General features: G+C 46.5%; 10 protein-coding genes. 2 read left to right on the top strand and 8 right to left on the bottom strand.

Translation table 11 applies throughout. The annotated features are described in order from the left end of the window. Window positions 1–37: 37 nt before the first annotated feature. From MHUN_RS18910 to MHUN_RS03150, 6 genes are read right to left on the bottom strand one after another with little or no spacing between them, the layout of a single operon-like run. Window positions 38–1858, bottom strand: a complete 1821-nt coding sequence (locus MHUN_RS18910) for a DUF2207 domain-containing protein (RefSeq protein WP_011447648.1) — start codon at window positions 1856–1858, stop codon at window positions 38–40. 41 nt (window positions 1859–1899) lie between these two features. Then, window positions 1900–2079: a hypothetical protein gene (locus MHUN_RS03170; protein WP_048067247.1), complete on the bottom strand. Its 180-nt coding sequence runs from the start codon at window positions 2077–2079 to the stop codon at window positions 1900–1902. A gap of 44 nt (window positions 2080–2123) precedes the next feature. After that, window positions 2124–3737, bottom strand: a complete 1614-nt coding sequence (locus MHUN_RS03165; RefSeq protein ID WP_011447647.1) for a hypothetical protein — start codon at window positions 3735–3737, stop codon at window positions 2124–2126. Next, window positions 3734–4684, bottom strand: a complete 951-nt coding sequence (locus MHUN_RS03160; RefSeq protein ID WP_011447646.1) for a vWA domain-containing protein — start codon at window positions 4682–4684, stop codon at window positions 3734–3736. Before MHUN_RS03160 ends, MHUN_RS03165 begins: the two co-directional genes overlap by 4 nt. After that, the gene (locus MHUN_RS03155) at window positions 4681–5568 is read right to left on the bottom strand and encodes a DUF58 domain-containing protein (protein ID WP_011447645.1); all 888 of its coding nucleotides are present in this window, start codon (window positions 5566–5568) and stop codon (window positions 4681–4683) included. Before MHUN_RS03155 ends, MHUN_RS03160 begins: the two co-directional genes overlap by 4 nt. An 11-nt stretch (window positions 5569–5579) precedes the next feature. Beyond that, the gene (locus MHUN_RS03150) at window positions 5580–6566 is read right to left on the bottom strand and encodes an AAA family ATPase (protein WP_011447644.1); all 987 of its coding nucleotides are present in this window, start codon (window positions 6564–6566) and stop codon (window positions 5580–5582) included. A gap of 144 nt (window positions 6567–6710) precedes the next feature. Between MHUN_RS03150 and MHUN_RS17155 the strand changes: the two genes are divergently transcribed. Both MHUN_RS17155 and MHUN_RS03140 read left to right on the top strand, forming a co-directional pair. Next, window positions 6711–7217, top strand: a complete 507-nt coding sequence (locus tag MHUN_RS17155; RefSeq protein ID WP_011447643.1) for a phosphate-starvation-inducible PsiE family protein — start codon at window positions 6711–6713, stop codon at window positions 7215–7217. 28 nt (window positions 7218–7245) lie between these two features. Next, window positions 7246–7776, top strand: coding sequence for an Hsp20/alpha crystallin family protein (locus MHUN_RS03140; protein ID WP_011447642.1), 531 nt, complete (start codon window positions 7246–7248; stop codon window positions 7774–7776). A gap of 20 nt (window positions 7777–7796) precedes the next feature. Here MHUN_RS03140 and MHUN_RS03135 read toward each other — a convergent pair whose 3' ends face one another. Together MHUN_RS03135 and MHUN_RS19685 are read right to left on the bottom strand one after the other, a co-directional pair. Further along, window positions 7797–9284, bottom strand: coding sequence for an MFS transporter (locus MHUN_RS03135; protein WP_011447641.1), 1488 nt, complete (start codon window positions 9282–9284; stop codon window positions 7797–7799). Between the two features lie 114 nt (window positions 9285–9398). Next, the gene (locus MHUN_RS19685) at window positions 9399–14987 is read right to left on the bottom strand and encodes a PKD domain-containing protein (RefSeq protein WP_011447640.1); all 5589 of its coding nucleotides are present in this window, start codon (window positions 14985–14987) and stop codon (window positions 9399–9401) included. Window positions 14988–15250 lie beyond the last annotated feature (263 nt).

Here is a 15250-nt window from a genome sequence, read left to right as displayed (position 1 = left end):
TATTATTGGCTGCACCGGAAGATAGGTGTTTCTTACATTACCACCCGCCGGCGCCTCCACCACCAAATCCTCCGCCGCCGCCAAAACCTCCTCCTCCAAAGGATCCGCCTGACCCGGATGAAGGGGGAGAATAGGCAAGCATAGGAGAAAATCCGGTGTGAATGAGAGCAGGAGCAAACCACCCGCCGGATGGGAGATCAGGAACATGAATTTTTAATGATTTAAGCGTCTTTGATACCTGATCACCAACACCAAGAGCGGTCCCATATACCATCCAGTCTCCCCAGATGGATATATCCTCCGGAGAGTACCGCTGCATCATGACCGAGTCTGAAAGAAATCCCCGGAATGACTCCCATTGTAACCGATCCCGGTAGTAATCCTCCTTCCAGGTTCCAAAGAGAGATACCGGGAATACCAGGGCGATAATCATCTGTAGAATAGTTAAAGAACTATGATAGACAGCCGGACCAAGGATCAGACGATCACCCGGACCGATGATGATCAGCACCAGGGATACAAAAAATACACCTACAGCCAGGATGAGAAGGGGAATAAGATGGGTATGACCATTCCTGATATAAGCAGAGATCATCTGATCAACGATTCCGGTTGGAAGGTCCCGGAATGATCTCTGAAACTCAACCAGTTGGGTCCTCATTGATTCATTCGCATTGGCATCAGAGGCCATCCGGGTAAACGTCTCATTTGTCACAATTCCGTCCTCTGAAAGGAGGGATAATGTTCTGATCACCTGCTCTTCGTATCTATCACCGGTCCCGTTCTTTAATACCCGGATTGAAAAGTCCTTCTCTGACTGCTGCTGTATTGAGATGATGCCTCTGCGATGGAGATCAATCAATGTCGCATGGAGCCCTTCTTCTGGAAACTTCCCAGGATCTCCTGAGAAGACAAGAGAGACAAGCCAGGGTTTTATTGACGGATCAGGAACAAAACTCAGGTGATCAGGGACAGTATAGGATTTTTCCCGGCCATACCTGTACCAGATACCAAGCAGAAGGACAGGAATACCAAAGAGCAGCAGACTGGAGAGTGCGGATATCAGCCGGTACAGGGGATTTGCTACTGAGAGATACCAGGGGTTTGCCTGCTCTGTCCGTTCCCTGACTGAACCGGATATAGGTCTGACCTGCCCGTTCAGTGATGCGGTGACCGAGGGATCTATCAGCACTTCAAATCCTAGTGGAATATCTTCGGATACTGAACCGGTCAGGATGTATGAATCACCAGATCGGGTAACCGTAAGATCTGCCGGATGAGGATAGAGTTTGGTCACACCGGGTGCCGGGATCTGAATCCTGACTGAATCATAAGGAATATGAGTTGTGGCCAGATCAATATTCAGATGGTCCCCATCAGTCCCCCGTTCTACCGGAGGTACAATATCCCACGTATACGATATCAGGTACGTCCCTGAACGGAAATACCCTGGATTGAATGCCCCGGCTTCATTTCTTCCAGCCCGGTCAGTAATAATTGAACGGGCACCTGTATTTTCACCGGTAAGGGTTACGGTTCCATCAGCTTCTTTCACATACCCAATGGTTCCCGAGGGAGGCGCTACTGATATAAACCGGATATATGAGTCTGAACGAATCGTGCTATACACCGGACTTTCAAATTTCCGGTTCAGACTTCTATAGTAATCAGATATATGAACATTATAGAGATATGATTCCTGTAATGTACCATCCCATGAGAAGGAGACATCATATGAATTGACCTTCAGATCAGGGATAAATATCGTCTGGGCAAAAGAGAAGAGAAAAAATCCACATATCGCAATTCCGGCGGTTATTAAAAGGAGAAGTGTCAAATCCTTATTTTCATCATCCATGGCGTTCCTCTGAAAAGCCATATCTGGTTTGTACGCGGATATCAATATCTGACATAATAACAGGCTCCAAACTCCAATTTTTCTCCTGATGAGAGATTACGGAGGAAGGAACTAGCATGATCCTCGCATACCACCACCTTACAACATCCGAGTATTTCAAGACCGATTGCAGGTTTCCCACAGACCTGGCATATCGTTTCATCTCCGGGTGATATCCCCATACTATTCCTGAACCCTGAAAATATTTGGATGCTTTGATCAGGAATCAGTCTTCACTTTTCTGAAACCTGACGAGATCATGAGCTTGTGAGAGAAATCCGAAAAACTGCTCATCCAGTGGTTCTTCTTTTGCATATTCAACAAGAGAAGACCATGTCAAAATCTCAATTATCTTCTCCTTTTCCGGAAGAATCAGTCCGGGGGAGCCGGATATAATCTCCTCACTGGTCAGGGCATCTCCTTTTCCATAAGTATGTGAAATATAGGTCCGTATTGCCTGACCAAGCATGCCATACCCTTCTTTCTTCTCTCCTGCATGATAGGCACGTTCTGCATCGCTCAGCATCTCATTCACAATCTCATGGTAATCTTTCGATGGAATCACACATTCTTCGCATGGTTTTGGCTCCGGGCGGGTGGAGAGATACCACCAGGCAACTCCGGCGCAGAGGACAATAAGAAGAATAACCAACAATATTCCGATAAACCAGAATAAGGGAAACGCATCATCCTGCTGCAGAGTAACTTCTTCCACGGTTTCATTTACAATCCGGGCAGACAGGGTTGCATTTCTCCCATCCGGACTTGTGTACTGCTGCCTGATCGTCGTCTCTTCAGGAGTCCTGGTCACCGATCCCGATAATGGCACCATCGAACTGTTGTGTAACTGGTCTTTTAGATCATTCCAGGTACTGTTCGAGCTGAGTGTCGGAGGAACAGGAATTTCTCCACTCTTCTCAGCGGTGAGCGATGAAACCTTCCCATCTTCTGCCTTTCCTGTTACAGAAATCTTTTCCCCGTTATCATTCTCAAAACTGACAGCGACCTCTCCTTTATCTGGTCCGGTCGGAACTATCCGCCCTGAAGTTTGGTTATACCCGGCCTTTCGAAGATCTGATGCCTGCTGCCTGATAAGGGGATCCTTCTCAAGAGAATCTGCAAGTTTCCGCCTATTCTCCTCATTTTGCTGACTCTCCTCTATCATCTGCTGCTGTAATGCTGAAGAGGAAGAAGACATCTGATTATTTTGTAAAGCCTGCGAGGGATTCTGTGCAGCGGAAGAAGACCGTGAAGATCCTGTCATACTCTGAGACATGAAACTCTGCATCAGTTGCTGGTGTTGCTGTCTTATCTGCTGCATCTCCTGTTCCATCTGGGTAAATGGATCCATCTGTGAAGAGGATGAGGGAGTCTTCGTCGCTTCAGATGTCGAAGAGCGAACAGTCTTCTGCTGTGGATTATATTTTTTTGGATCAGAGACAAAGTGAACCGACAGTGGAGGAAGAACAACCGCATAATCCTTTCCCTTATCCTCATACAGCAGGAGCAGAGAGAGATCATAATCGGTTTCTGTTTCTGAAGTAAGAGTCAGGCCATGATTCGATCTGCCCGGAGCTACCGGAAAGGACTGGGACTGTGTACTGGTCTGTGATATGGAAAAACCACCGTCATTCTGGTGCCGGGTTAGACTATACTGAAGCGTTCCAATCAGAGTATTCGGAAATGAACTCTCTATGGTAAAGGGAACCTGTGCATCGGTCCCAACCTGATAATAATATTCTGATTGTGCAGATGACATTGAAATATCATCCGCAACTGCATGAAATCCGGATATAAGGATACATCCGGCAAGAATCCACAAGAATATTTTCGCATTCATTGAATAATCCTCCTCCTTCCGTATCGTAGGAATATCTCTCCTGAAATCAGAATCAGTGCGGCAATATAGAACCAGTCACGGATACTGGTATCCTCTTTCTCACGGACGATCTCTTTGTTCAGATTTGAATATATCTCTGAAAGGGTTCGATCGTCGACTGATTTGAAATACTGTCCATTCGTAGATGCTGCTATCTGCTGGAGCATCGCTTCATCAAGTGTTGCATACTGGGGATTTCCAAACCAGTCATATCCAAGTACGACCGGACTGTCTGAACCCATACCAATAGTGAACACCTGAATTCCCTTCTCCCGTGCAAACCCTGCCGCCTGTTCAGGATGGATAACACCGGCATTGTTCACTCCGTCGGATAACAGAATAACTACCTTTTTACGGTTTGGCATAGATTCAGCCATATCAATACCAAGAGCCAGACCGTCCCCAATTGCTGTCGCTCCCTCCTTTGGCTCGATTGCCTGCAGTTTTCTGATTACACGATCCTTATCAGGTGAGAGATAGGCTGCACTGGTGGCACCTGATTCAAATGTAATTATCCCGGCGTAATCCTTTGGATCAAGGGATTTTAACAGAATCTCTGCTGAACGTTTTGAAGATTCCAGTCTGGTCGGCTGATAATCGGTTGCCTGCATGCTTCCTGATACATCCAGAACAAGAACCACACTTACCCCTTCTTTTGTCTGTTCAAGGGGTATGTGAGGATCCGCAAGTCCGATGATGATGCATCCGATAGCTGCAAGAATAAGCAGGAGAAGAGTCCGTGGCCGGGAAGATTGCGTACTCCCATGAAGAGCACTTTTTAAAAACCCGATATGTGAAAAGACGATTGCTTCCTGTTTCTTTCGTTTTGTCTGATATTCATAGTAATAATAGAGACAGGGCAGAAGAACCAGGGCAATCAGCCACTCAGGATGATAAAACCCAGTCATAATTCTCCTCCCGGACGGGCCATCATCAGATGCTTAAGGATAGGGACATAATCATCACCGGATCTGATATTGACGAATGGGATCCTGTGCTTTCTCATCATAAGAGAAATCTTCTCGGTATGCTGAGCCGTTGCTTTTTGGTATTCCTCACGAACGAGAGGATTTGATGTATCAACCAGAATCTGCTCTCCTGATTCGGCATCCTCTAGTTCTATCAGTCCGACATCAGGAAGCTCTTCTTCACGGGGATCGGAGATCCGGATCGCCAGGAGATCATGATGTCGTTTCACCATGGATAACTCCTTTGAACAGTCAGGAGTGAAGAAATCAGATAAGAGGATCACGGTCGACATCCGGCGGACCCTTTGCACGATCATGGACAAAGCCGGGCGGAGATCAGAACCTCCGGCCTGCGATGTATGAGTTATTATCGACTGGATAAGGTGAATAACATGGTTTCTACCACTTCTGGCAGGAATGAACTTCTCAACCTTGTCTGATACCAGAATCAGCCCTACCCGGTCGTGATAATGAACCGCTGATAAGGCAATGGTTGCGAGAACAGAGACCAGAGTGCTGAATTTTGAGACCACGTGACCAAAAGTTCCTGAACCGGAGATATCTGCAATCAGATAGATAGTATGATCACGTTCTTCAACAAACTCCTTAACATAGGGGATTTGATACCGGGCAGTTATCTTCCAGTCAATGGCACGGATATCATCACCGGGAATATATTCCCTGATATCGGAAAATTCAACACCCTGTCCCTTGAAAAGAGAGATATGGACTCCGGCCTGCTGACCGGTAACCCGTGCCCTGGTCAGGATATCAATTGTCCTGACATTCTGAATCAAATCCGAATAGCTGGTATTATCCGGCATAGTTCACCGCTTCAGGGGACCGGGACTGTTCGTATGATCTGATCGATGATTGAATCCACCGTAATCTCTTCTGCCTCTGCAAGATAGGAGAGCAGGATCCGGTGACGAAGTACATCATGAGCAACTGCTTTTACGTCATCCGGAATGACAAATCCTCTTCCCCGGAGGAGTGCGTGTGCCTTCGCTCCCAACATCAGATATATAGAGGCACGGGGCGATGCTCCATACCGGATATAGGAAGCAAGAGGGATTTGATACTCTTTCGGATTCCGGGTTGCATCAACAAGAGATGTGACATATTTCTTGATCTCAAGGTCTGCATAGATAGAGGGAACCACCGTTTGGATTTTTTTGATATCTGAAGCAGAGATGACCGGTTTTGGCTGATAACAGACTCCTTCGGTAAACCGATCCAGAATGAGAAGTTCCTCTGATTTTGACGGATAACCCATCAGAACCTTAAACATGAACCGATCCATCTGTGCTTCAGGAAGCGGATACGTTCCTTCATGTTCGATCGGGTTCTCTGTTGCAAGGACAAAGAAGGGGTCAGGAAGAGCATACGTCTCACCTTGGATGGTAACCTGCCGTTCCTGCATTGCTTCAAGAAGTGCTGACTGAACCTTTGGCGGGGCACGGTTTATCTCATCAGCAAGAAGAAACTGAGTAAATACCGGACCCTTTACCGTTTTGAATGTGCAGTCCTGCTGGTTGTAAATCTTCGTTCCGGTGATGTCGGCGGGAAGGAGGTCTGGAGTGAACTGTATCCGGCAAAAACCGGTATCGATGCACTGTGCAAGAGTTTTTATCATCAGTGTCTTTGCTATACCAGGAACACCTTCCAATAGAACATGTCCATCTGCGATCAATGCGATGATAAGTCGTTCAAGGATGTTTTTCTGACCGGCGATAACCTGACAGATCTCATGTTCCAGAGGGATGAGGAGATCCGCACACTCTTTTGCCTGATTTGTAAGTGACTGAATTTCTGCGTTCATGGAATTGAACTCCTGAAGAATAATCCGGACCTTTTTGTCTTTGATTGTCAGGAGGTGTACGATGCAAAGTAAAGGTTGCCTTACAAAAGGATAAATATGTAGTACATAAGGATAAAATATGGAAAGAGATCTGAGGTGAATTGTATGCCGGGTATTTCATACAATAAAATTCATGATCTTTTCAGACGATTGCTTGAAAATATTCAGGATATCATTGTAATCGGTACGTGTGGATTACTATTCGCTCTCATGGTGAAGACGCTTCTGTCCATGTACTTCGCCCTGGCACAACCTTTTGAATTTCAGTATGTTGCATCAGAATTGATCTATATTCTGGTACTTGTGGAAATTTACCGCCTCCTTATCATCTATATCCGGGAGCACCGTATTGCAGTTGATATCATGATAGAAGTAGGAATCGTGTCCATACTGCGTGAGATAATCCTTCATGGAATTCTTGAGATTAATCCTCTTACTATACTCACGGTTTCAGTATTGTTTTTTTCACTTCTCCTGTTATTGCGATATGGTGCTATCAGAAAGGAGGAAGTTGAGGTTCTTGACCGGGGGACCTTTATTGAGGAGTTCAGGGGATCACTCGAAAATTTTGCAAAACGAAAAGAGAAAAATATAAATAAAATTAAAGACTAACTTAAAGTGTGCAAAGGAGGGAACGATTATGAGCCTCTTTAAAAAACAAAAAGGAACAGAAATTACTCCCTCATCACCACAAACCCGTGCCTTGAGGGAGCACCGGTCAGGATTTATTGATGACTTCGATTCCATATTCGAAGATTTTCGAAGGTCCTTCGATAACCTGATGCGGCCATATTTCCCATTCGATTATCTCCCCAAAGATATAGCGGAATTTGGAAGAGAACATTATGCACCCCTAGATCTCATCGATGAAGGGGATCACTATAAACTTCAGGTCGAATTACCTGGTATGACAAAGGATGATGTAGAAGTCCAGATTACCAGTGATTCATTGATCCTGAAGGCCCAGAAGGAATCTTACAACGAAAAATCAGAGAAAAACTATCTCCATCGTGAACGGTATTATTCAACCTGGAAACGGGAAGTACATTTCCCAGAAGAAGTCAGGGCAGAGAAGGCTGAAGGTTCCATGAAGGATGGAATTTTAGAACTTACCATCCCGAAAAAGGAACCAAAAGCAAAGGAGCAGGTGTATACCATTCCAATTACCTGAAAATTTTATTCACTTTTTTTCTAGACCAGTCCAGCAGCCATCTTATCTATATCCTCACCCTGGTAATCAGGATGCATCGTATACCGTGCCATGACGGTGAGGACCAGAATTACTATACCGAGGATAAACGAGAGCAGAAAGGCCAGATCAAATCCGGCAGTCAGCACCTTCATCTGAATTTCGACCGGGGCATTTTTTGTAATATCATAATGTGCTGCTATGGTCGTCATCCCCTGGATAAAAATTACATTATAAATCGCTATCCCGATGGTCATCGGAGCAAACCGTTCAAGACTTGTGAGTGAAGAGACCATACCCTGGTACTTCTTTGATGCACTGGTCATGATCATGTTTGATATAGGGGTAATAATAAGACCAAGTCCGAATCCAATACAAAGCAGGCATACCGTGACAAAGATGGTCGGGGTGTAAATCCGCAAATGAGTGATAAGGAAATAGCCGATAAGCAAAACAACGGCAGCGATAATAGAGAGGATTCGACCTCCGAGATGGTTATACAGCACCCCGGCGATAATGCCGGCAACCATCATGGCAACCGAGAGGGCAGTCAGGATGAGTCCGGCTTCTGACGTTGAATATCCGCCTACATATTCGAGGTAAAAGGGAAGAAGATAATTTACTCCTGAAAAACTGAAAAAAACCAGGAATATTACCAGATTGATGAGCAGAAAATTCTTGTCATGAAATAGCCTAATCTCCAGGATTGGATTTTGAATATGAAGTTCTTTCCATACGAATAATCCCAGTAAGACAACTGCAAGCCCAAGAGATCCGATAATTACTGGAGACGTCCATCCAAGATTTGTCCCTTCTGAGAACCCATAGAGTAGAAATGCAAGGCCCACAAAAATCAGACCAGCACCGATCCTGTCAAATACTTCCAAAGTCTGGTGAGATGGCTGACCAGGAATCACCCGTAACCCAAGCAGTAATGCGATAATCCCGACCGGAACATTGATAAAAAATATCCAGTGCCACGAGAGATACTGGGTCAGAAATCCTCCCACGGTCGGGCCGATAGCAGTTGCAAGTCCGGCCATTGTCATGATAATGCCCATGGCTTTTCCTTTCATATTCATTGGAATGAATGCCGTAACCATTGCCGGGGCAATCGCAGTTATCATGGCACCACCTACACCCTGGAATGCCCGTGAACCAATAAGAGTGAGAAATGAACCGGTAAGGTCAGGAAGAAACCCACATAAGAACGAACCGATGGTAAATATGATAAAGCCGGTTAAAAAAATCCTCTTAAACCCGATCAAGTCAGATATTTTCCCAAAGATCAGAACACAACCGGCCATTACCAGGAGGTAGATGGTCGCTACCCAGGAGACAGCACTTGAGGAGAGTGAGAAGGATTCTGATATAGTAGGAAGAGCGATATTAACGATTGTTCCGTCAAGGGACGCCATGAATGTTGCGAGAGATATTGCAATAATGAGGGGGATATACCCTTTTTGCACGTTCACGAATAAAAAAGCCATATTCGTTTTATGCTATAGTTCTATTTGAAGGAATATGATGTGGATCATTAAGAGATCCCTGGAGGATGATGCGTTAAAAAAGAAAACAGAAAGAAAAGAAAAATGTTAGAATTTTTACTGTGTCTGAACCTGATCATCTTCAGGGACAGACGCAGTAATTACCGGAGTTTCGTTACTCTTTTTATCTGCCGGGATGATAGAACTGGATCTAATCTCAAGTTCCATATCTGCACCTGGCTTGAAAGGAATAGAGGCAACCCAGATTCCGGTCTGTGGGTCCTTTACCTCTGCCACATACTGATTGCCACATGCTGCATCATACATGAGGAAAGTGATCGGACTTCCGGTCTGGATATCACCTTGAATTGTCAGTTTTCTCCCATCACCGAACCGTCCATTGTTCCCAACAGAGACCGGGTTTCCATCAATACCAACTCTGACATTCTTCCCGTCCGCGGTTATCAGGGAACCGGGGGTGATGGGGTTTCCATCAACAAGGGCCGTTCCGGATATGGTCATGGGAACAACCGGAATTGGAGGGGTTCCTCCATCAATCCGGATATCAAGTCTGGTAAGTCCTCCCTCGATATATGGATATGAACTTGCCCATTCACCGCTTGCATCCACATCCCTGACCTGTGCCATGACCGGCTCACCAGAACCTGCCGGGATTACCCAGAAGGTGAGTGGCTGTCCTGCTTTCAGGTCTCCCTGTGCAACCAGTTTGTTCAGTTCATTAAATCCGTAGACACCAGGTGAGGTGACAGCAAGCGGATTGCCACGATGTCCTTCAACCACATTGTCACCCTTTACCAGGATCATGGTTCCAACAGGCATCGGCATACCGTTCGATGTTACTTCACCATAGAACTCATGAGGCAGCACCGGCATTGGCGGAATGGGTGCTTCTCCGACACGAAGATCCAGCCGGGTCTTTGAACCACCCTTGTATGGATATGATTTCTGCCATTCCTTACCGGCATACACATCATAGCATTCTGCCTGGACAAAGTCCTGTTTGCCCTGTGGTTTTACCCAGAAAGTGATTGCATCTCCATTCTTTATTGTTCCCTTGACGGTGAGCGGATCTGGTGTTCCATAGGCCCCTTCAATCGTGGTTGTGACAGGATTACCGAATATACCGGTATCAATACCACTTCCCCGTGCCTCGATGATAGTCCCGATACATCCCGGACTTCCATCAACGGTGATGCTACCGAAGAACTCTGCCGGAGCAAGGGGTGCCTCGGTCACTTTGATCAGGTTATCCTTACAGGTTGCTGCAGAGCCGAACTCATTCGAGGCTTCAAGGCAGACGGTGTATGATCCAGGAGTCATATACCGATGAACCGGGTGCTGCTCTGATGAGGACTGTCCATCACCGAAGTCCCATCTCCAGGCGGTTGGTTTGTCGGTTGAAAGATCCGTGAACTGCACATCAAGCGGGACATATCCGGTTGTCGGGGATGCAACAAAATCAGGTACCGGTGGTTTTCCAGCCGGAAGGACGGTAATGTACTGGTACCTGATCTCACTGGACCGATCCTCTCCTCTGGTCACCGTCAGGAATACAGTATAGACACCTGCCTTGGTATAGACATGAACTGGATTCTTCTCAGTTGAGGTCTGATCATCGCCAAAGTTCCACATCCATGTTTCAGGATTACCTGTTGAAAGATCAGTAAACTGAACAGTCAGGGGTTCCTTTCCGGAGGTTGGCTCTCCCATGAAGGAGGCTTTGAGCGGAACTGGTTTTTCATACACCCGGATGTACTTCTCACGAAGTTCGGTGGACATACCAAACGGATTCTCAACCGTCAGGGTAACCGAGTATTCTCCGGGAGTGGTATAGGTGTGTTCCGGATGCTTATCGCTGGATACTGATCCGTCACCAAAATCCCAACTCCACTTGGTCGGATCTCCGGTAGAGAGATCGGTAAAGCTTACGGTCAGAGGTGCGGTTCCGGAGGTTGGGAATCCTCTGAATTGTGCATCAGGCGGGAAACCCGGAGCAGTTACGGTGATGTAATCTGGTGCAATCTTGGTGTCTGCTCCACCTTCATTGCTGACCGTCAGTTCAACAGTGTATTTTCCTTCAGCTGGATACGTATGAACCGGGTTTCGTTCCTCGGAGGTTGTTCCATCTCCAAATTTCCAGTACCACTGTTTCGGACTGTTCTTTGAGAGGTCAAGGAATGTCACTGTGAGCGGGGCTTTTCCCTCCCGTGGAGCACCGGAGAAGTCTGCACATGGCGGAAGAACCGGTTCATTGACGATGATGTAATTTTGTTCAACCAAAGTGTCAGTTCCGGCAGAGTTCTTAACCGTCAGGGACACGGTGTACTTTCCTGCTTTCTCATACACGTGAACCGGATTTTGTTCGGTTGAGACCTGACTGTCACCAAAGTTCCACTCCCAGCTGGTCGGCCCATTCTCGGAGAGATCGGTGAAGGTTACCCTGAGCGGAGCTGTTCCGTTCCGTGGTTCACCTTTGAATTTAGCAACCGGGGCAATGACTGCCGGCTGGGCATGGATGAATTCAGGCTTTGTGATCTCATCTGAACCGGCACTGTTGCTGCAGTTCAGGGTGACGTTGTAGGTCCCGGGCACCGTGTAGGTGTATACCGGGTTCTGCTCTGTTGAAGAGCCTCCGTCACCAAAGGTCCACTTCCATGCAGTCGGGCCATTCTTTGAGAGATCGGTGAAGGTCACTGCAAGCGGGACCATACCGCTGGTCGGATTGGCATTGAAGTCTGCTTTTGGTGGAATGACTGCCGGCTGGGCATGGATGAATTCAGGCTTTGTGATCTCATCTGAACCGGCACTGTTGCTGCAGTTCAGGGTGACGTTGTAGGTCCCGGGCACCGTATAAGTATATACCGGGTTCTGTTCGGCTGATGAACCACCATCACCAAAGGTCCACTTCCATGCAGTCGGGCCATTCTTTGAAGCATCGGTGAAGGTTACTGCGAGCGGGACCATGCCACTGGTCGGGTTGGCATTGAAGTCTGCAACCGGTGGGATAACCGCAGGCTTTGCATGGATAAACTCCGGCTTCTCCTTGGAGGATACTCCAGCACGGTTACTGACCGTCAGGTTCACAGTGTAGGTTCCCGGATTATTGTATGTATACACCGGGTTCCTCTCAGTGGACGTTCCCCCATCACCAAATACCCATGACCATGTTTCCGGATCATTTGTTGAAAGATCCGTGAAGGTGACTGCCAAGGGGACCATTCCTTCGGTGGGGTTTGCTGAGAAGTCTGCAACTGGTGGTTTTACCGGTTCAAACACGTGGATATAATCTTCCTTTGTCTTCTTCTGGCTAGATACAATGTTCTTTGCAGTCAGAGAGACGGTGTAGACACCCGGTTTCTCATAGACATGAAGCGGGTTCTTCTCAGTTGAGGTTCCACCATCTCCAAACTCCCAGGCCCATGAAGTCGGGATACCAAGTGATTTATCGGTAAACTGAACCGTAAGCGGAGCATCACCTTCAGTCGGAACACCTTCAAAGTCTGTGACCGGTATCATATCATGTTCTGACAGGGAGACGATGAATGCATCACGGTCTCCATCACCAAAGTTCTGCTGATATGGCCATACCTTCGGGAAGTTTTTGGATTCAGTATAACCGGTCAGATATGCCTCTCCTTCGGGCAGAACATCAATAGCACGACCTTCATCGATACTTCCACCACCAAGATAGGTGGCATATCCAATCTGGCTTATGGCTGGATTGAACTTTGCAATCAGCACATCAGAACTGCCACCGGGTTTGGACTGGTATGCAAGAGTTACCGGTATATCTGGTGAGTTCGTGGTTCCTACCACGTAAATATTGCCATCTTTATCACGGGCAGCACCAGTTATTGAGTCGATGAGGGAACCACCAAAGTATGTTGACTGGGTAAGTGCCGAGCCATCAGCGTTCAGAGTTGTGATAAATCCATCCTGGAGCCCTTTCAGTTCTCCCTGAAGTGCATTTACCGTCGGGAAATCCTTTGATTTGGTAATACCTACGACGATGAGGCTTCCATCCGGCAGGGAAATAACATCCCGTGCATCATCTGTCCCTGAACCACCAAGATAGGTGGAATACATAGCCGGATACTTTCCTTCTGGATCAAACTTGGTAACAAAAGCATCGAACGGGCCGCGAAGTTTATCCTGATATGGTTTGATTGTCAGGAAATTCGGAGATTCAGTCTGACCTACAATACAGGCATATCCATTGGAATCAACTGATACGGCAGTTCCTGCATCAAACGCTGAACCACCGATAAAGTTGGAGTACACAATGGAGTTGCCCTCAGCGGTAAACTTGGTGATAAAGGCATCCGGAAGACCGCCGTATGGTGAGAGCTGATACCGGTTCACAACCGGGAAATTCCATGATGCAGTCTGACCGGTAACAAAGACATTGTGAGATTTATCGATGTCAATGTCAAATCCGAAATCATCATGGACTCCACCGAAGTATGTTGAGAAGACAAGTTCCTTTCCGGTCGGATCCAGTTTTGCCATCCAGGCATCATATCCGCCTGCAAGAGCATTCCGGTAGGGATTCTTTGTTGGGAAATTTGGCGAATTCGTTCCTCCGGTAATGTATGCATTTCCTGCTTCATCAATGACAAGGCCGGTACCTTCGTCAGTTCCGGACCCTCCAAGATAGGAGATGTATACAAGGTCAGTCCCGTCAGGATTCACTTTTACAACAAACGCATCCTTTTCACCGCCACCAAAGTAGGGCTGTATACTCCCTGGTGCAAGTCCTTCCACAGATACATCCCCAGAACTCAGGGCCTGCTGGGTTCCTGGTGGATTTTGATTTGAGAGAGGATCTTTTGCATTATTTTTGAAATACTTCAGATGATCTGACCACGAGGTTCCAATAAAGTATGCATATCCTTCCTTATCGACCTTGATTGAGTTCCCCTGGTCACGGCCATCCCCTCCAAAATAGAGAGAATACCGCAGTACCGGGTCTATGACCAGTGGAAGTGATGGATCATACTCCCCAAGGGCAAAGGTGACGGTTGCATCAGGACCCAGGACATAGGAACACTCAACCTCAGTCCGTGTGCCGTTTACCTCCTGGTATGCAACCGGCGCTTCATCAATAATCTGTCGTGCAGGAGTCTCTATAACCAGATCCCCGGTCGTCTCATTCAATGATATACCGGTGTGACCCTGATACACCAGCATAATCTGGGATGGATCTGCCCCTGCATCAAGGATGAATTCACTCTTTAAAAGACCTTCAGTCCCGGAAACGATATAATCAATACCGTTATAAACATCCTCATACCTGACTCCTGATGTCAGCATGGCACCAATAACCCACGCAGACGGATCAGAACCATAGTAGAAGTTTGCCGTTCCATTCAATGGATTCAGACCGATGATCTTCTTATCTGGATTAGACCCATTCAGGAGCATGAATACTGAGCTGTTACCGGGATTATGGCTGAATTCCATACCCTCATCAGTAAAAGAAATGACCTGATCAGTTGACTGGGTCTGGTACGATACATTATCTTCAAACTGCCCGTTGTTCTGAATAAAAACAAGGGGCATTGAAGCCAGCTTTGTCTGTAATGCCTGAGTATCTCCCGCATTCTCATCAGCAGATACGAATGTACCTGCTATTAAGAAAATGGCCAGAATGAGGCACCAGACAGTCTTCGCATTCCCCATCATACAAATTACCCGCGATCGAAAGTTATGTATACGCAAGTATATCTCACAATGAATTAAAAACATATCGAAAGTTCTGGTCAATTGGAGAAAAATAATACTGCCATATATGTGATCCACGCTGCTTGGGCCAATTTAATTTAATTCAGATAGTCGTCTTAAAATATTAATTATTTATCCGTTTTAGGCTAAATTACTAAAATTTTTCCATTTTTATAGGGAGCTTATAAATTTGTCGTATTCCAGTCAGCCATGACTACACGCTA

This window comes from Methanospirillum hungatei JF-1, assembly GCF_000013445.1.
Lineage (GTDB): Archaea > Halobacteriota > Methanomicrobia > Methanomicrobiales > Methanospirillaceae > Methanospirillum > Methanospirillum hungatei.
The sequence above is the reverse complement of the archived record's forward strand: the minus strand, read 5'-3'. Positions and strand labels throughout refer to the sequence as shown.